Source organism: Mediterranea sp. An20 (assembly GCF_002160055.1).
Lineage (GTDB): Bacteria > Bacteroidota > Bacteroidia > Bacteroidales > Bacteroidaceae > Bacteroides > Bacteroides avicola.
Map to the genome: position 1 here is coordinate 188,169 of NZ_NFJV01000003.1, position 19,476 is coordinate 207,644.

Consider the following 19,476-nt stretch of genomic DNA (forward strand, 5'->3'; position numbering starts at 1 on the left):
TGATATATAGCTATAATAAGTTCTTTTCAATTCTTATCCATTCTGATGGAAAACTAATATAAAGATAATGGTGGAACATTTCGACATGGGATTTGGCCTCCACGTCGAGCGTTTCCTCCATCGTGGTCTGGCGGACCAGTATCGGCACGTTGCCGTCCAGCACATAGACCTTCCTGTGCGCGTCCGCGACCATCGTCCGGGCCGTCCAGATGCTCGACACGCTGATGATGATGCACCCCGCGAGGAAGGCGGTGCACACGATGCCCGTCAGCCTGATCTTGTTCTCCAGATTCTTTATGACCATTGCCCGTCCCCTTTTTCCGTGTCCGACTTGCGTACATATTCCTCATGCAGCATGGGGATGATGCAGTCCTGCAGTTCGTCCAGCAGCGGGTCGAAGTGCTCGGAGAAGACATGGGTGTAATGCCCCTGCATGAACACCTGCACGAACACCCACCAGATGCCGCGTCTGCGCTTGTGAGGGTTCCTGCATAGCCTTGCCAGATGCAGGCGGTAGGCGAGGTATTCCACAAGGGGCGAGATGTAACGGTCGTCCCATTCAAATCCCTCGTCGAGCTCCTCATACCTCCGGTCAAGCGTGTGGTTCTCCGGCACTTCCGTAATCTCTTCCTGCATCCGTCTCTCGGCATACCGGCGGAAACGCTCGTCCGCCAGCCATTTCTCGATTCTTTTCTTGGTTTTCATATCCTTTTGTTTTATGATTGATGATTGTTTTTTATGTGTCAGTCTTTCCTTATCGTGTCATGGTTCCGATGGCGCCCGTGGCCGTCATCTTCGCCTGTTGTGCCACGCCCTCGCCGAAGTTTCGGGTCGAGAAGGCGGTGTCGCCTTCCGGTATCATCCATGCCGCAAGGTCGGGAACGAGGTTCAGGCACTTTAACGCCACGATGCTCGCCGCCATCAGGTAGCCGGCGGAGAAGAACGAGTTCTGCAGATAGGCGGCCATCGTCTGCTCGCTGGCGGTTATCGCCGTCAGGTTCTCCACCTGGATGCACAGCACGATGTCGAACAGGAGCAGCACATAGAAGCCCACGAAGTAGAGCATCGCCCCGTAGAAATGTACCGTCAGATACCTCGTGAGCCACTTCGCCCACGCGCCTTCCCATTTGGGAAGCAGCGAGAAGGCCCACTGTATCGGCCCGAATATCGTCAGCATCCCCAGCAGGATCTGCTGGCAGTATATCGTAGCCCACCACCCGATACGGAATACCACGAGGGCGATGAGCATGATGATTTTGTCGATGCCCACGACGATGCCGGAGGTCAGCGAGGTGAACCACAGCTTGGCCGCGTCCTTCTCCATGCCGGTCACTTCGTCCACGCCGGTCTGTTCCATCGTGGCTTCTATCAGGTTCGGGTCGGACGTGCCGGTATGGGCCACGTCAGCCTGCGCCTGCAGGCTGGTGTACATCGTGTCGCGCACGAAGATGAGTTCCTGCGCTTCCTCGAACTTGTCGCTGATCTGCGCGGCTTCCGCTTGGTAGAGGTCGTGGGTGTACGAGCCGATGCAGTTGGGGATGTAGGACAGGAAGTCCAGGAAGCACCAGTTGCTGCCGCTGCCTGCCATGCCCGTGTCTGCCGGAGGGTACCACCAGCACAGCACAAGCGACACGGCCAGCGGCCTGAACAGCTTCATCACGTCCAGCGGCTCGTGCTTGACCATCATCTTGTAGGTCATGCCCGCCGTCATGATGATGGCGAACAGGGCGGCGAGCGCCATGCACATCTGCAGTATCCACCAGTAACCACCAATTATTGCAAATGGGTAAAAACATAGGAAACCAAATATAACGAAAACAGTCAAATGCCACTGATTTATAGTTAGTTATGAATAAAGTCCGATTTTTGATTAGACCGTTATATTTGCCTAAATTGAGATATTTTCGTGCGCTTTTTGTCTCGTTTTTGTCCCTTTTGGATTTATCTTTGCGAAGTGTGTAAGTGACTGATAAACAATATAGTAACAAATCCAAGAATCGGATAACACAGAAAAGAAAATGGGACGAAAGAAGAAAGAAATCAAAATGAAGGAGCCTGTCCGCATACGCGAGAAGAGGCTCAACGACGGCAATGTAAGTCTGTATCTCGACATGTATTACATGGGCGCAAGGAAAAAGGAGGGGCTGAAGCTCTATCTCGTGCCGGAAGTGAACGCTGCCGCCAAGTTACAGAACCGGAATACGCTCAAGCTTGCCGAGCAAATCAAGGCTGAGCGCATTCTCGACATCCAGCAGCACGGACTTGTAAACTGGGAGAACGTGAAAAAGGGGCGGATGACGCTTTCCGCATGGGTAGAGAAGTACGCGGCGGAGGAAAACGGACTTACTCCGGCGAGCATGAGGTCGAAGCGGAACGCACAGGCAAGGGTGGAACAATACCTATTATATATAGGGAAGCCCAACCTTGCCCTGAAAGAGGTGGACAAGGATTTCTGTAAGGGCTTCATTGCCTTTCTGAAAACCTGTACGTTCAATAACGGAAAAAAGACATTGGGCAGCACCACCTGCCGAATCTTCATGAACCGTTTAGCTGCCGCCTTGAACATGGCTGTCCGTGAGGGGCTGATTGACAACAACCCGTTCAAGTTGTTGGACGCGAAAGAGAAGCCGCAAAAGAAAAGCGCCATGCGCGAGTTTCTGACCATTGAGGAATTGCGGACGCTGATTGCCACGCCGTGCCGTTATGAGATTGTAAAAAAGGCTTTCCTATTTTCTTGTTTTACAGGCTTGCGGTACAGCGACATGATGGCATTGAAGTGGAACGAGATACACAAGGCGGCTGACGGTAAGACGCTCTACATCGAGCATGAGCAGGTAAAGACCAAGAACATGGTGACGATACCGCTTTCCAACGAGGCCTTGAAATGGATGCCAAGAAAGTCGAAAGGGGACGAAAGAGTGTTCCACCAACTCCGTATCACCTCTACCACGGTTGAAGTGGTGTTGGGCGAATGGATGCAGGAGGCCGGAATACGGAAGCACATCACCTACCATTGCTCACGGCATACGGCGGCAACCCTGTTGCTGACCCTCGGCGCAGACCTCTATACGGTGAGCAAGATTCTCGGACACCGGAGCATAAGGATGACGGAAGTCTATGCCAAGATAGTGGATAAGAAGAAAATCGAGACGATGAACCTCGTGAACAATATGTTTGTATAACTTAAAAATAGAAAGGAAGAATTTTATGAAAGTAGAAATCAAAGCAAGAATGTTGACAGCCGGAAACCGTAGCCTTTACTTGGAGTATTACGAAACCGGCTTTCGCAAGAGGGAGAACCTGCACCTGTATCTTATCCCCGATGACGCTCCCAATGCGAGAAAACTCAACGAACAGACCTTACGAAAGGCACAGGAGATACAGGCACAGCGCATCCTTACACCTCCGTCTTTCGAGAAGAAGGAGAAGAGGGGAGAAAACGAACAGACCAAGACTATGACTTGGCTTGGGTGGTGCGATGACTATGTGCGTTGTGCCATGACAGATGGAAACTGCAAAAAGATGATACAACACAAGGATGTCGTGCGCAGACGGATTGAAGCCTATTTGAAACGTGCAAAGAAAACGGATGTCTTGCTAAAAGACGTGGATAGGGATTTGGTAAGCGGCTTGTTCGGGTATATGCGCAATTACCGCAACCGAAAACAGATAAAGACGAATGGCGGCAGGCTGGCCGCTTATACCCTCGTGCTGTTCGAGGAAACAATAAAGGCCATTTTCAACAAGGCGGTGCGTGACGGTCTAATTGCGTATAATCCTATTCAAGACCTATCCAAAGAAGAACGCTTCCATGCGCCGGACAAGCACCGTGAATACCTGACGGCTGACGAACTGAAACGTTTTCTCTCGGTAGAACCGCAAACCTTTATGGAAGAAGTCGTGCAGAGGGCTTTCGGCTTTTCCTGCATGACGGGGCTTCGGCTCGGTGATATGCAACGTTTACGGTGGAGCAACATAAAGGACGTGAACGGCGTGCTGACGGTTTCCCTTATCCAACACAAGACCAAGCGGCCTGTCGCCGTGCCGCTTAACGCTTTAGCCATCTCGCTGCTTCCACCAAGACCTGAGAACGGTAAGGATGGCATTATTTTCCCGTTAGTGAAGAAGCCCGACAATGTGGCAAAGTACGTGTGCCGCATAAAAAACAAGGCAGGGATAGAAAAGGACTTCACCTATCATAGCAGCCGACATTCGGCGGCAACATTGGCGATAACGGCAGGTGCGGAACTCTATTCGGTCTGCAAGATTTTGGGGCATGGCAGCATTGCGTCCACACAGGTTTACGCAAAGGTGAACATGGAGAAGAAAATGGAGGCAATGAGCCTGACGGATGGGGTGTTTTAATTTAATGAATGAATTTACAAATAACAAGGGGGTCGCCAAATCATCGACCCCCTCTTGTGATATTAAGGTTATATCTTTCCCTTATTATTCTTGTTTTTGCCAATCATTCGTTTTTCGTTCATTCAACTGCATTTCCAACTGTTTTATTTTCTGTTGTAGCTGTTCAACACTTGGCAGTTCACGCTCAATGTTCGCTATCTGTACATTGTCATAAGTTGCAACACCTATGGGCGTTGACAGCCCTTTGAAACTGTAACGCACTTCCGTCTGTTTCATGTCACTACATATTAAAAGCCCAATCGTTGGATTGTCACCCTCGCCACGCAAAATATCGTTTACCGCATTAACATAGAAATTTAGCTTCCCTGCAAATTCAGGTTCAAATCGGACAGCTTTCAGTTCAACGACAATATAACAATGCAAACGTACATGATAGAACAGCATATCTATTCTTCTGCTTACTCCGTCCACTATAATTTCCTTTTGTCTGCCAATAAAAGCAAACCCGTTGCCAAGTTCCATTAAAAAACGAGATATGTGCTTTTCCAAAGCCAACTCAAGATTCAGTTCGGTATAATCTACCGGAAGTTCCACGAAGCCAAAGTCATAATTTTCCTTCGTTATTTCCTGTACAAGTTCTGCCTGTTTTGCAGGTAATTGCTCTTTGAAGTTGCTTATCGCACCGCCTTGTTTGTCATATAGTCGTGCTTTCAAGTAACGTTGCAGCACTGGGCGTTTCCATCCTTCCTGAATAGTTTGCTTGATATAGAAGATTGCTTCAGGCAGTGTGTCTGTCAGTCTGATAATGTCTAAATGGTGTCCCCACGGAACGAGTCCAAATATATCAGGGAAAGGTGCAATATCGACTTTTTCCGTTTGTATTCCAGCATTATACAATTCTTGTACGCTGCGTACAAGTTTTTCATCGCGGATTTTGTTTGCATAGAAAGAATACCATCGTTTCATTGCCCATAAGTTATCAGCACTAAGCCCTTTGCTGTTTGGAAATTCTGCCTGCAAATCAAGACTGACCTGTTCCACAACACCAGCTCCCCAGCGTTCTTCAGCCTTGCGCGTTACAAGTTCTCCGCCTGTATTCCAATACCATTTCAATTTCTCAAAGTTGGTCTTCAATATGGCATTAGCTTGTGCGGTACGGTAAGATTGCTTCAAATCTTCAACCCACAAGGTATATTCTGTATCCCAAGTCATGTCATGGCTGTTCACTATCATAGATTTCTTTCCCATTTGCGCTATTTTTATAAAATCACATGGCACTGCCGTTTTAGTGTACAAAAGTAATTCAAATTCTTGAATAATCATCTTATTCGCTTTGCAACTTAATATCATTATGTTAAAAATCTGAGGAACAAACTGCTTTTTATGGCTTTCATTAGCAGATTCACATAAAAAACATTAACTTTGCATTGTTCCTTTATGTGATTGTCAATCAGTTCACGTATTAGGAATCTACATACATAAAAGGCGTTTATCTAACGCTTTGGCTTTGACTGTGTAAGAATCTCGCACGTTCAAACGATTAGTCAAAAACAAAGCAACGATGAATGCCCCTTAGGTGTGTTATATTTTGTCCTTTCAAAAGGATATTATATAAATGCATCCACGTGGGGTTTTCGCGTTGCTCGTTTCGACTAATCGGGCAATGCGAGAGCCTTTACACAGTGAAGCGAGCGACAAGATACAGCTCCACGTGCTTTTTGTATGGTAGTCAATTAAAAATACAATATGTCATAAAGGAGCTTACGGTGTAAATTTTTGCAATATGGGATTACTTGATTTTCTATTTGGCAGGAATACTCAGCAATCGGATTTAAAAACAAATACGAAATCTGATGATGACAGAGTTAAAGAACAGAATGCGCAAAAGTCTGATAATACGATTGAGCCTTTTGTCTTCAAATCAAATTGCCATCAACGGTATGAGAATGGATTGCCTAAAATGGGATTACAAGAGTGTTTTAGAACTGTATGCGTTGAGAAGAATATTGATGGCTGTAAGGGTTACAAACTAGAACCTGGAATTGGTTACATCGTTAAAGTTTTCAACGATGATTTGGGCAAACCAAATATGTCTGACAAACCCATGAAGGTCGTTCGTAAAACGGAAAACTCAGTTGAGCTACGTGGGTTTCCTATTGAAGCGGTTTCTCCTTTTGGTTGGCAAGAAGTGGATTATAGTGTGTATGGCTTTATCGTTTATTATGAGCACGGCAAAGTGTCAAAGTGTGTCTTACACATGTATGATAGAAATACTTTTATTGAATACAGATATGTAGATAAAACCCCTCTGATGACGGCGAACATAAATAGCAGTATAAGTGAATGTGAGCAGTTCGCTCAACAGGCACAAAATGCTGCCAATATAGGTAATACTTCTAGAGCTCATCAGTATGGAATGAAAGTTTACGATTCTATAATAAGAGAGCCTATACAACTTAGAAAGGTGTCAGATATTCAATCCGTAGCTTTGGCATTAGGCAAGCTGATGGAAGGAGACTACTTTTCTGATAATGATTCAATCAAAAAAGCAGTTGGTTTAAGTTACTATTTTTTGAGTAAGGCCATTGCTGGTGGAAATGACAATCCATATCTATATGCATATCGATTTTCTGTGACATGGGAATATAATAAAGTTTTTTACCATTTATTTGCCCATTCAGAGAACAAACAACTTATTAATAGTCTGTATAATCCAATCGAGCAGTCAATGCTAATGGCGTATGACCATCATTTACAAGGTATGCAAATGGCTGACATGCTAGTTGAACCTCGTATTGCCAATTTAGACCCAGCATTAGGTAATATCTTTAATGAAATATACACACGTTACAGTTCTACTCCATCAGAACAAATTATAAAATTGGGCAAAGAATACCATGCTCAAATATTTGAATATCTAGATAAGAAAATTAAAGCACTGGATTTTGACTTCTAAATATGGCTACTTGGAATAAACAGAAATTTCCACGTGAGAATGGGGAACTCGTAGATATGCAAGTTCCCATTCTTGTATCTGCAAGTCGCAGTACAGATATTCCTGCGTTCTATGCAGATTGGTTTTTCTACCGTCTTGATAAAGCCGGGTATTCGGCATGGACAAATCCTTTTAACGGAGTGAAGAGTTATGTATCATACAAGAATACCCGGTTCATTGTGTTTTGGTCAAAAAATCCAAAGCCATTACTTGAATACCTTCCGATTCTTGAAAAACATAAGATAGGTTGCTATATTCAGTATTCTCTAAACGATTATGAGAAAGAGAAATTTGAAAAAAATGTTCCGTCCGTTTCTGAACGCATAAATACGTTTAAATTGCTTGTAGAAAAGCTGGGATATGGACATGTAATATGGCGTTTCGACCCACTTGTTCTTACAGATAAGATAAGTATCGATGTTTTGCTGTCAAAAATAGAAAATATTGGAAACCAACTTTTAGGTTACACGGAAAAATTAGTATTTAGCTTTGCCGACATCCTTTCTTATCGAAAGGTTCAGTCAAACTTACAAAAAGCGGATATCCATTACATTGATTGGAATGAACAACAAATGTTTGAGTTTGCAGAAAGATTATCAGAGCTTAATAAAAAGTGGAATTATGAATTGGCAACTTGCGGAGAAAAAATTAACTTATCCGATTTTGGAGTAAAAAAGAACCGCTGTGTTGATGATGAACTTATAATCCGTTTGGCATACGATGACAAAATCCTGATGGATTATCTCAACGTGACACAACATCCGTTGCCACAAAATAATCTTTTTGGAGAATTAGAACCTTTACCTGAAGGTGCTATAATGCTACCGAATGGGAAGTATGCAGTTCACGGTGATAACCGAGACAAGGGGCAACGAATGTTCTGTGGTTGTATAAAAAGTAAAGACATTGGCGAATATAACACTTGCGTTCATGGCTGTGAATATTGTTATGCCAATGCAAGCAAAGAACTGGCTTTTAAGAATTTACAAGCTCATAAAGAGCACCCGTTTGCTGAAACTATAACTGGAAAATAAGATGTCTGATTTTAGGGAAATAGTCAAACGCTGTAATGATTTGTCATTGGAAGCCATTAGGGACGCAGCACGGCAAGCATTGCCATTTCAATATCGGAATAAACCTTGGCTGTTAACGTCAAAAGGTGGTTCTGATGCGGATAATACGATATATTCCCAAGAACTGCAGTTGGATGCTTACCTTGCTTCTTATATCGATTGGCACAAGGGCAAGCTGTTAAAAGCTTTTGCACTATTGCAAGAACCTATGCCTCGCTTAATCAATGTTATAGATTGGGCCTGCGGACAAGGCATTGGTACATTGTTTATGCTTAACTATATAAGACAGAAGAATTTACATTGCACAATAAAAGAAGTCATCCTGATAGAGCCATCTAAAATAGCCCTGCAACGTGCAGAATTTTTGATTAGGCTAACCGACAGCCACATTAAGATTAGGACTCTTAATAAGAAAATCGATGAAGTAACTGCAGATGAATTGAATTTTACAAGTAGTCTATCCGTTTTTCAGATATTCTCCAATATACTTGACATAAGCGGAATTAACTTGAAGCATCTAACCAATATTCTATATGCAAATAGTTCATGCTTTAACACATTGGTTTGCGTCAGTCCATTTTATTACAGTGGCAATGTTCGTATAAACTCTTTTTTTAGTTATTTTCAACGTCCGCTTGCATTTGAAAAGCATGAGCTACAATCTGATAAGTTGCAAGTTGGCTATACTTACAATATAGGAGTCATCAAATTAAAGCCTAACACAGTCCAACAGATTATAAAGTACAAATTCTATCCAGCCGTCCAATTCAGGGTTGCATATGAACTCTCAGCTGTACGTGATTTAGTTAAATTTCCACAGAAACTCACATATTTTGAAGTATATGCTCCATTTGACTTAGGGGCAAGCATCAGTGATGACCCACATCCGATACTTGCTGTTTTGAACAATATGATTACAAGAGGTTTACCAACACATCCGTCACCTTTTGTGGAACGACAATTTTGTGCTGCCAATGACTTAATGGTGGAAACGTCAGATAACGGAGTCATCGACTTTAATGTAGAATATGGTAGTTGCTATCACAAATGCCAGTGCGCAATAGACAATCTTATTTATGCCTTAGAAAAAAGGGAGGAGCTTAAATTTGAAGAGTTTATACCACAAAACGAGATGGCTTACTCTCCTTTGGCCATAGCGCGTATTCAGAAGCTCCTTGTTGAAGTACTTATATCAGGAAAACTTAGTCTGGATTTGCCGGAATGGAATGTACTTGTTGAGGAAATGGATGTTCCTTGTGGCGCTTTGGCTTTTGAGGATTTTAGACAAATGTTTAATACTCTAACCAGTATGAGTGTTGAATATGAAGCAATGAGATTACCCAAAATCAATTTAACGATTATATCAAATAAGGAATATAATAATTCTCCATTGCACTTGGCAGAGAACCATGTTGAATATGCAACAGATGAGATAAAGAATGTAGAATATGACTTGGTTATACATTATTCATCTGTTCCTTTGAAAGGTGAATATGACTTCTGTTCATATAAAGTTAAGAATGATTGTTATTTCGCTGTATCCTCGTCTGCAGAGGATAATCTGAAAGCTGAAAGATATGTTTACACTACAGATAGAATAAGCTACAAACCGTTTACCGTTAAAAATGCGCAGGGAATTTACGAGGAAAATTCAAGCCAAGTAGAGAAGCTGACCTTCTTTCTGAATCTTCTCTTTCGTAAAGAAAAATTCCGCAATGGACAGTTGCCCATATTGACAAGAGCTTTGAGCAATTTACCCGTTATAGGGCTTCTTCCAACAGGTAGTGGTAAGTCTCTTACCTATCAGCTTGCTGCAATGTTGCAACCAGGTATAACCATTGTTATTGACCCACTTATTTCTTTGATGAAAGACCAATATGATGGTTTAATCCATAATGGCATAGATAGTTGCACTTTCATAAACTCAACTGTGGCAAATAAGGGAAAGCGTGAAGAAATGATGGAGCGGTCAATGGTGCAATTCCTTTTTTTATCTCCTGAACGATTATGTATTAGAGGATTTAGGAATCGTTTGCGTAATATGCAAGACCTTCACGTCTATTTCGCATATGGAGTGATAGATGAAGTGCATTGTGTATCAGAATGGGGACATGATTTTAGATTCACGTATCTACATTTAGGAAGGAATTTATATAACTATGTTTTGCCAAAACAGAGAAAGGAAGGATTACAAAATTTGTCCTTGTTCGGTCTTACTGCAACAGCTTCGTTTGATGTTTTAGCCGATGTTGAACGGGAACTTTCAGGGAATGGGGCGTTCCCAATAGATAGCGATGCTATTGTACGATATGAAAATACAAACCGTCTAGAATTACAATATCACGTAATAAATATTGACGGTGCATCTTGCTATAGTAAATGGGATGTTTACAGAACCAAAAACGATAAGCTCTCAGACATAATGGCAAAAGGTGTTGAATACTTAAATGAATTGTATGAACCCGACAATATCTTACGAATAAAGGAACGATTTATTGCAAGAGAAGCTATTACAGACGAAAAAATGTTACGCGAAATTGAACAAGCCGATTTGCACGTAACGGTAAATGAAAACTGGTATGAAGAAAAGCCGAATACGGCGGCAGCTATTGTATTTTGTCCACATCGCCGTGGAAGTATTGGCGTAAATGACACGCTAAGTAATGTAGGTATAGCTTCTTCACTTAGTTCAAGTTTTGGTAATAAGTATGTAAGTAGATACATTGGAGGTGATGTCCTTACAGAACAAGAAAGATTCCTTTCCGGTGAAACTTCAATTATGGTTGCAACCAAAGCATTTGGTATGGGAATAGATAAGCCGAATGTCCGTTTTACATATAATGTTAGTTTTTCAGGTTCATTAGAGGCATTTGTACAAGAAGCTGGTCGTGCTGGTCGAGACAGAAAGATGGCTCTTGCAACTATATTATATTGCCCAAAACAATTTATGGAGCAGAATCCACGCACTCGTCTTATGGAAAATATCCCAGTGGATTACGGCGTACATAAGTTCTTTTTCGACAATAACTTTATCGGTGAAGATTTTGAGAAAATGATAATGTACTATCTTTTGACTCAAACGGTAATGGATGTAACAGACGAAGAATGTTCAGAAACCTCTGATATACGACACAAGCAAGTGTCAGGGTTTATGGAAGAATTATTGTCCACGAAGATTGGGGACAGACTCGTTTCATACATTTCATATTCACCTGAAGTCAACCAAGAGTCTGTTTCAAAAATCAATATATGGTTATCAAAAAGGAACTACCCTGTACTTGTTTTCAAAGATTCAAGGGACATAAAACAGGGCGAAGTTGAATTTGTTGCAACCATAGAGAAAGCTATTTATCGTATGTGCTGTGTTGGTATAATAGATGATTATACCCGCGATTATCAGAATCAACAATTTCGTATAGTTACGCAACGAAAAAGTGATGAAGAATATTTCCGCCATTTAAAACTCTTTTTGATGCGGTATTATACGGATGAAAGGTCTGATATAGAAATGAGAAAGGCTTTTACATATAAAGGACAAAATGCGATGCAAAAGTGTCTTGGCTATATAACGGAATTCGTTTATAACAAGATTGCTACAAAACGTGAAAGAGCCATACGTGACATGGAAACATTTTGCGAACAGGCAATATCCTCTGGAACGGATTGGATAGCAACTAATGAGGACTTAAAGGATTTCATCTATTTCTATTTTAACTCAAAGTTTGCCCGTGAGGATTATGTTACAGAATTAGGTGAACCATACAGTTTGACTAAGGATTCGGAATACGGTAAGCTTTCTTCGTATGATTTGTTATTCAAATATATGAATGTAGTCGATGATAAAATTGTCGGTTCGTCAGGCTCTCCAAAGGATAACATTAGACATTTACAAGGTGCAGTCCGCCTTATACGCCGTGCCTTGACAGATAGCAACCCTGCATTGGATTTTCTAAATGTATTTTGTCTGTTATATCTTAATATGCAAGATAATAGAAATTTATATCGTGAACTTAGAGATAGTTTTGTAAATGGATATAAAGAGTTCAAGTCAAGAGCCACAAACTATGACGAGTTCTATAAAAATATGGCTTTATTCATAAAAACGCTCAAAGACAAAAATGCCATTACGGAGGAGAAAATACCCGAATTGGAAGAGTGGCAACAAATTAGTGAGATAGAATATCAATTAGATTGGTTGAACAATTTTAAAAATCAATATATAGCAAATTAATGTTTTACGATGGAAAATAATGAACTGTTTAAAACAATAGAGCAACTGAAAGAAACCTTGGCTGAAATTTCATCAGCTCGCCAACAGGTTAGTGATACGGTTTCTGCCTATGCACAGACACAAACAGAAATACATTCTTATACGAAACATCTTATGGAGATAGAGAATGTATTATCTAAACTTATAAGTTTGCTGCAAAATAATGAAGTGACAATAGAACAACAATCTTCATCTGTCATTTCAAATTTAAAAAAGTCCTGTGACACAATCTTAAGCAAAACAAAGGATGGACTTACAGCGGTTTCGCATAAGTTTGCAGAAGATACCACTGCTAATATTGACTTCATGGGTAAACAGATAGAGAAGTTTAATCATATAATAGAGAATGCAGGTCAACTTACAAGCCGAGTGGAACTGATTTCAACAGAAACTAAAAAACTGGTTTCATTGATAACGGTACTGCAAAAGGACTTTTCATCATCACAAACCGTGCAAAACGATAACATCAATCGGATTCAAAGTTCACTGTCAGGCCAATTGCAAACAGCAAATGGAACATTAAAGGGTATAGTCGCTTCTTTTTCAAAACAGGAAACCATATTGGAACAGCAAGGGGGTATATTGGAATCCTTATCTATAAGCTGCAATACTATTGTAAATGACATTACAAAACTCAATGTTTTATGTGGTAATATTCAAGATTCTGTTAAATTATATTACAATAATATTCAAACGTCTATAGACTTTCTAAAAAAGGAATCCGAAAGACTACAACAAACAGTTTATAAAGAAGCTAAAAGCAATAGATATTTTTGCATTACAATTATGATTGGAATTATTATAAGCATAATACTTCTATTTGTTGTGAAATAGTATATTTCTTTGAGTATTTGATGAACAGTGAATATATTATGTCACAAATGGATGTAAGCAAATAGTGCCACGTGGTAATAACGCAACAATAATATTTCTTTCAATTCTTAAGGCACGCCCATAGGACTACGGCAATGCAACAAATCGTCAGTATTACTATCGTAAACCTTAGCCATCCGCTCGACAGCCAAATGCCTTCATTCTTTTGAAGGTGTTTGGCTAACTCTTTACTATGTTCTTCCAAAAGTTTTTTCTCGGCCTTGATGTGTTGGGCTGAACATTGGTTTACCTTTGCCAGTTCACTGTCATCAACCTTAGCATGGATAATGGTATTCCGCTCTGCCTTGACAATGGCATTGCTGATGCCGTCCACTATGTTGTCTGCGCTCTCCTTGGCTGCTTCCAATGCCTTGAAAGCAATCCGTTCCCGTTGGACGGTATGCTTCAAACAGCCGTGTATGCCGTGCAGTTCTTCTTTCAGGGCATGGATCTCTTTCAGTAGATTGCGAAGTTCAACCATTTGGCAGTTGACTTCCTGAAGCAGTCCATCAAGCTCCTGCATATTCTGTTTCAATTCTTCTTCGGGCGTATAATTGGCAAGCCGCTCACGCAGTGCGGCAGTATCGGGTTGTTTCATATCCGTTGATTTTTTTAGTTCGTTATCATTTACGTTTTATTCCTGACTTCTTCTGTATGCCGAGCCTGTGCGAAGCCTCACGCGCACAAAGGCGGGCAAATTCAACCTCGTCTTCCTCCGGGTCGCGCCCCCATTTGAGGTCGGACTGCGAGCCGCCTCCACCGCCACTTGAAACCTCCCCGTAAGGAGAAGTGAGCAGTGTAAAATAGGCCATCGCCAGGTTCTGCAAGTCCTGCCAGTTGGCAAGTTCCCGGTAGTCGAACTCATCATTGAAGAAGTCAATCACCTTGTCGGGCAGATAGCGTTTGTAGGTCTTTCCGTCATGCTCAAATTCCGTGGGCAAGCGGTTTGATTTATACTCCGTGTAGTCCTCGTAAACAAGGTTGCTCTGCCGTATAAGGGGCTGTTGCTTTTGCATTGCAACATTGGAAACAGATGGCTTCGGCGTAGGTATGGCGGTCGGTTTGGATGTTGCACCTGCTTGTTTGGCCTTTTGTTTATCCTGTTCAAGATGCAGTTTCTCCCATGTCTGCCTGATGCGTGATGCCGTCAAGTTGCGCCCCTTTCCGAGTTCCGATGCCTTGAACCTTGTGTTGCCCCTGATAAGCACATAGCCGCGTATCACGTCTTTCTTGTCCTTGCGTAGGTGCAGTTCGTAACCTTTTGCGGCAAGCCGTTCCTTGTAGCCGACCCATGACCATTTATCAAGCTCACGTAGGGCTTCCATGCAGTCGGCACTGACCTGTGGGATGTTCCTCTCGTGTATGCGCATGGCTGTAGTCCAGCCCCTTTGTCGTGCGACCTTTTCAGCCGCCCGTTGTGCCCGCAGGTGGATGGCGTGGTCGTTGTTGATGTTCCCGTCCTCGTCCACACGGCAGACGATGGCATGGAGGTGCGGTATGCCGCTCTTGGATTCCTCGTGCAACCATACGGAGGACTTGCTGTGCGATATGTTTGTTCGTGCGGAAACGACATAGCCGTCCTTGTCACGTATCTCTTGGCTATCGAAAGCAGCCGCAAAGTCATTCCACAGTTGCCGCCAGTCGTCCACCGTGAAATTTTCGGTATGTTCCGTCGCCGGACTTATCTCCATGCGGATGACATTGTTCTTAATGTTGGGGTGGTTCATGGTGGCAAACTTCATTTCCGTAAAAATGCCTGTTGCATCCATGCCTTGCGGCATGAAGTTGTCGCAGATGCGTGTTATCTTTTCGGGATGTTTCTTGTTCCTCGATTCGCCTGACACATAGAGCATCGCCCTTATGCCATGTGCTACCGCCTTTGCATTTGCTATCATGCGCCGTCCTCCTTAGCTTCTTGGTTTGTTGTTTCTGCCGGATAGCTATTCGCCGTCTGTGCGGACTGCAAGAAGTCGGCGACATGGTTCGTGACATGAGCCACTTTCTCGTACCATTCAAGCATGGTCGGCTGATGACGGAATAGCTTTACCTTTTCGTTGTCGCTCAATCCGTGCAGGGCGTTGGCGAAATTCACCATGTCCGTGCGGCAAGCAGCAAGCTGCCGCAAACCGTCCAGTTCCCTGTTGGAAAGCCTTTGCCGTGGCTTGTAGCCGAGTGCTCTTGCACGTATGAAATCGCTGCGTGTCATGCCGCACAGGTCGGCGGTGTCTTTGATTTGTGAAAGCTCCTGTTCCGTGACCTTGGTGACAACCACCTTGTCACGCCTTATAACAGGCTTCTTTTGCCCATGTTCCTGATTGGAAGTATCTTTTTCTTGTGTCATATACCAATAGAATAAAATGGTCGTGAAACGGTTTCTAAAAGAGGGATGGTGCGAGCCTGCGAGCGGCAAGGACAACAGTCTGCCGGACTGTTGCGAGGGCGTCGGGGTGTTACTGTCCGAAGGATGTAATACCCCGGCATACCTCGCAACTGAACGCTACCGCTCCATGCCAATACGCCAGTCCGTTTGCCACAGCCAAAACAGAATGGTGCCAGTGGAGTGCCGGAGAATGGAACAACGGAAAGCGTATTTTTGCACTGTTCCGTTGTCGGCTCGGCTTCTGACGGCTCTTATTCTTCCCTCTGTTCGTGGGTAAAAGGGTTTGATGTAATACCTCCGTCCGCTGTTTTCCACCCGATTAGGCACGGAAAGGTCATCACGGATGCAACTCTTGAACGGCAAGTGTCGATAAGCCCCATCTCCGTAAGCATGGCAAGCAGGTTGCGTATGCGCTTCCTGCCCATGTTCCATTGCGAAGAAAGCTGTTCCTCGGAATACTGCGCCTGACCTGCGGAAAGCATGAGCGGTCTGTGGAAGCCATTTGCTGCGCCGTCTGTTAATGCCATCCTTGCCAACAGGTCGCCAAACAATGTGAAGTTGCCTGTTTCCCTGCCTTTGTCATCGGTCGTTGTTCCGCACAGCCATTGCATTGCATGGTCGGAAAACCGGAAAGAGAATGATGCAATCCTTGTCGGGTACATGAAACTGTATGTTTCCTTGTCCATAAAATCTTTGACTTTATAAATGTGATATTACTTTTGTTTGAATGGAATGAAGCCGTGCAGTTGTCGGTGTGGAAATGCCGACTTGCTTTTTTGTTGTACCCTGTACGGCTTCACTGTTTTGGACGGCGCATGAAAAGTGATAGGCTCGCCACTACTTGCTCCAGTCAGCCAATACGTATCATCCCGAAAAAAGGGAAGAAAAACAGGCTGTGTTACCACGAAGCATACACCTTTCCACCTTTTGCATTCGGTCACTTGTTTGCACCGTTGCCATTAGTGCTGCCCGAAAACGGTTGTCCGGGTGCAAGACGCTTGTCAAGGCTCAATACGGCACGGCTGATGTCCGTGGCGTTCACCGCAATGGAAAGTAACGCCTTGTTGACCGTCACCAACTGCCGCTTGTCGCAAAACTCCGTTACACGCTCCAATAACTTGAATACACGGTTCAACCGATGTTCCTGCGCATTGTCCGCTGTCAGCCGCTCGTTGTCCGTGCCGCTGTTGAGATAACGGTTGAGCGCAAGGCGGTCATCCGCTGAAATGCCCTCTGCCGTAGCCTTGCCGTCAGCGATGGCTATGCTCACACGCAGTGCGTCCGCTTCGTAGATGCCCACACTCTCCAAGAATGTGCGGATAGCCTGTACATCCTTGCCGCTTACCTCGCGTTTGCGGCTCTCGTTCTTCTTTTCGGTTGGAACAGTTGAAGCTGCTCCGGCCTGTTCCATGTTCTTAATCTGTTCCATAATACAATTTGTTTTTGATGTGAATAAAAAAGGTTATTGTCTTTCGTTCATTTCCTGAATCTTGGCGGCAGCTTCCTCCTTGATTTCGTCAACGGACTTCGATTTTGCGCCACGTACCCAATCAATCAGTTTTTGCTTCTCAAAGAAGATGAGTTTCCCGGCAGGCTTGAAGTACGGCAACTGGTTCAAGTGCGTCATCTTGTACAGGGTACTTTTGGCTACACCGAGAAAGTTCGCCGCTTCCTCCAAGTTCAACACTTCCTTGGCCGCATAGCAAAGGTTTTCCAGTCTGTTCACCCGTTCCTGAAGCTCCGCAATCTTGCGCTCCTGTTCGAGATTCAATTTTGATGTTCTGTTTTCAGTCATAATGATGTTGTATATTATTGGTTTGTTAATCGAATTTGGCTGCAAATGTATATGGTTTGATTTGTAAAAGTGTAAGTCAAGCATTTGATTTATACTCATTTATCATATTGAAAATCAACAGTTTTGCTACATTGTACAACGCTGAATATGTCGCTTTGTCCGGTCATTGTGCCATGTGGAATTTTTTACCAATTTGCTGATGGAACACACATTCCGCATTGCAGATAATGGCAGATGGGTTGTACACTGTTCCAAGACAATGCGCATCGGCGGCAATACCGTAGTGTACAAATGGCATAAAACGGATTTTAACAGGCTTTTGGAATAAGCAACACAAGTCTGTGCATGAAGCACTTGCAGTATCTTCCTGAAAATGCCCATACGGTATAAATGGTTGATTGATAATATATTTGTTGGATTTTGTTTGTTTTTCACGGGACAAAATCGTACCTTTGCACAGAAAAAAGAAGTCCACGACAAGGGATGTAGGGCTTGAAGCGTTCTTGATTTTATTTTCCTGTGGTTTTGTCCCGTTTTTGTCCCGTCTGGGATTTGTCTCACGGAGCAAGATTTTGTAAGTAGCTGGTTTATAGAAAGTTGTAAACGAAGAAAAGTGCAGAAATGCGCTAACCACCAGAACGGCCCCTGCGCCCCCGTGAAGGTGGCGTCGGTCAGGAACTCGTTGGTCTGGAAGATGACGTCGTCTATTTCCTCTTCCAGTAGGTCTATGCCGAAATTCGACAGTATGTTTCCGTCTGCCATGCCGTTTCCTTTTTAGTTTCTCTCTACTGTTTCTTCTCCGTCTCCGTCGTCTCCGCCGCTGCCGCCGTCCGTCTGCGACCCCCGCACGGCATACCGGGATTCGTTCCACCGCTCCATAGCGCCGCGCAGGATGCTTCCTTTGTCAACGGGCTGTGCCCCCTCCGCGTCCAGCAGGGCCGCAGTCAGGGCGGCGTTCTGCTTCCGGGCGAGAAAGAGGACAAGCGTCTCGTTCTGCCGGGCCACATCCTCGCTGATGCGCAGGTATTCCTTTTTCCGCTGGGCGTTGGGCATGTAGGCGTCCCGGGTGGCGCTGACGGCGCAGCGGTACACCTGGTAGTATTCCTCCCAGCGTTCCCGTTCGTCCGGCGTGCCGCCGCACTGGAGGATGCGGTCGATGTTGCGCCGGAAGCGTTCCATCTGCCCGTCCACCTTGTCGCCCTCGGCGAGCCAGGCCAGATCCACCTGCCTGTCGGCCACGTTCAATGCCTCGACAGCGGCCCGTTTGACCAGTGCCGAGTCGATGGCTTCCGCCTCGTCGGTCTGGTTGTAGAGGTTCACCCCGGCCAGCGTCCGGAACGACAGCTTGTTCTTCGCCGCCGCCGTCTTCTTGTACTTGTTGTGCAGCAGCGTGTAGTAGATTTCCGGGGTGAATGCCCCGGTGCCGGTCTCCATCACCGTAATCTGGTTCTGTTTCGGCGAGTCGTGGTTGTAGGTCGCATACTGGGCTTGTGCCGTATGGACGGCCGTGACCGCTATCGCCATGAGTAAAATTGTCCGTTTCATGTTCATGTCCTTTCCCTTTTTTCGTTAATAATCCAGTCTTCCGGCACTGCGCCAGCGGCCGAAGGCCCCGTCGATGATTTCCCGGCGGCTGCGTGCCTGGTATATCTTCTCTTTCCAGTAGCCGATGCGCACCTGTATGTAGCGCCAGGTCTCCAGGTAGGCCCGGTTCAGGTGCCGCTC

At 44.3% G+C, this 19,476-nt stretch carries 15 protein-coding genes and 2 pseudogenes; 6 read left to right on the plus strand and 11 right to left on the minus strand.

Features of this window, described 5'->3' with window-relative positions:
- Positions 1 to 64: 64 nt before the first annotated feature.
- From B5F34_RS03515 to B5F34_RS03525, 3 genes and pseudogenes are all read right to left on the minus strand, one after another.
- A pseudogene (locus B5F34_RS03515) lies at positions 65 to 304 on the minus strand (conjugative transposon protein TraK); the annotation flags it as partial.
- Positions 295 to 705 (minus strand): hypothetical protein, encoded by a 411-nt coding sequence (locus B5F34_RS03520; RefSeq protein ID WP_087335108.1) that lies wholly within the window; start codon positions 703 to 705, stop codon positions 295 to 297. The pseudogene B5F34_RS03515 and the gene B5F34_RS03520, both read right to left, overlap by 10 nt.
- 49 nt (positions 706 to 754) lie before the next feature.
- Positions 755 to 1,765 (minus strand): annotated as a pseudogene (locus tag B5F34_RS03525) (hypothetical protein); the annotation flags it as partial.
- A 253-nt stretch (positions 1,766 to 2,018) separates the two neighbouring features.
- On the opposite strand from B5F34_RS03525, the gene B5F34_RS03530 reads away from it, so the two are divergent.
- Positions 2,019 to 3,182 (plus strand): site-specific integrase, encoded by a 1,164-nt coding sequence (locus B5F34_RS03530; RefSeq protein WP_087335111.1) that lies wholly within the window; start codon positions 2,019 to 2,021, stop codon positions 3,180 to 3,182.
- Positions 3,183 to 3,207: 25 nt separating this feature from the next.
- Positions 3,208 to 4,365 carry a site-specific integrase gene (locus B5F34_RS03535; RefSeq protein ID WP_087335113.1) on the plus strand — a complete coding sequence of 386 codons (1,158 nt, stop codon included), beginning with the start codon at positions 3,208 to 3,210 and terminating at the stop codon, positions 4,363 to 4,365.
- 84 nt (positions 4,366 to 4,449) lie between these two features.
- On the opposite strand, the gene B5F34_RS03540 is transcribed toward B5F34_RS03535, so the two are convergent.
- A complete protein-coding gene (locus tag B5F34_RS03540) occupies positions 4,450 to 5,688 on the minus strand; it encodes a PDDEXK nuclease domain-containing protein (RefSeq protein ID WP_204245575.1) in 1,239 nt (412 codons plus the stop codon).
- A 460-nt stretch (positions 5,689 to 6,148) separates the two neighbouring features.
- On the opposite strand from B5F34_RS03540, the gene B5F34_RS03545 reads away from it, so the two are divergent.
- Genes B5F34_RS03545 through B5F34_RS03560 form a run of 4 tightly spaced genes read left to right on the plus strand, consistent with a single transcriptional unit; the run spans position 6,149 to position 13,537 of the window.
- Positions 6,149 to 7,321, plus strand: coding sequence for a hypothetical protein (locus B5F34_RS03545; protein ID WP_239448779.1), 1,173 nt, complete (start codon positions 6,149 to 6,151; stop codon positions 7,319 to 7,321).
- 2 nt (positions 7,322 to 7,323) lie between these two features.
- Complete coding sequence (locus B5F34_RS03550) at positions 7,324 to 8,394, plus strand: DUF1848 domain-containing protein (RefSeq protein ID WP_087335115.1); 1,071 nt, start codon at positions 7,324 to 7,326, stop codon at positions 8,392 to 8,394.
- 1 nt (position 8,395) lies between these two features.
- The gene (locus tag B5F34_RS03555; protein WP_087335116.1) at positions 8,396 to 12,664 is read left to right on the plus strand and encodes a DEAD/DEAH box helicase; all 4,269 of its coding nucleotides are present in this window, start codon (positions 8,396 to 8,398) and stop codon (positions 12,662 to 12,664) included.
- 9 nt (positions 12,665 to 12,673) lie between these two features.
- Entirely contained in the window at positions 12,674 to 13,537 is an 864-nt protein-coding gene (locus B5F34_RS03560) for a hypothetical protein (protein ID WP_087335118.1), read from the plus strand.
- Between the two features lie 100 nt (positions 13,538 to 13,637).
- On the opposite strand, the gene B5F34_RS03565 is transcribed toward B5F34_RS03560, so the two are convergent.
- The 7 genes from B5F34_RS03565 to B5F34_RS03600 form a co-directional block, all read right to left on the minus strand.
- Entirely contained in the window at positions 13,638 to 14,174 is a 537-nt protein-coding gene (locus B5F34_RS03565) for a hypothetical protein (protein ID WP_087335121.1), read from the minus strand.
- A gap of 25 nt (positions 14,175 to 14,199) precedes the next feature.
- Complete coding sequence (locus tag B5F34_RS03570) at positions 14,200 to 15,471, minus strand: relaxase (protein WP_087335123.1); 1,272 nt, start codon at positions 15,469 to 15,471, stop codon at positions 14,200 to 14,202.
- Positions 15,468 to 15,917, minus strand: coding sequence for a hypothetical protein (locus tag B5F34_RS03575; RefSeq protein WP_204245576.1), 450 nt, complete (start codon positions 15,915 to 15,917; stop codon positions 15,468 to 15,470). Before B5F34_RS03575 ends, B5F34_RS03570 begins: the two co-directional genes overlap by 4 nt.
- A gap of 290 nt (positions 15,918 to 16,207) precedes the next feature.
- On the minus strand, positions 16,208 to 16,642 hold the full coding sequence (locus B5F34_RS03580) for a hypothetical protein (RefSeq protein WP_087335126.1): 435 nt from the start codon (positions 16,640 to 16,642) through the stop codon (positions 16,208 to 16,210).
- A gap of 251 nt (positions 16,643 to 16,893) precedes the next feature.
- Entirely contained in the window at positions 16,894 to 17,385 is a 492-nt protein-coding gene (locus B5F34_RS03585) for a hypothetical protein (RefSeq protein WP_087335129.1), read from the minus strand.
- Positions 17,386 to 17,418: 33 nt separating this feature from the next.
- The gene (locus tag B5F34_RS03590) at positions 17,419 to 17,751 is read right to left on the minus strand and encodes a helix-turn-helix domain-containing protein (protein WP_087335172.1); all 333 of its coding nucleotides are present in this window, start codon (positions 17,749 to 17,751) and stop codon (positions 17,419 to 17,421) included.
- Positions 17,752 to 18,525: 774 nt separating this feature from the next.
- Entirely contained in the window at positions 18,526 to 19,296 is a 771-nt protein-coding gene (locus B5F34_RS03600) for a DUF5045 domain-containing protein (protein ID WP_087335174.1), read from the minus strand.
- Positions 19,297 to 19,476 lie beyond the last annotated feature (180 nt).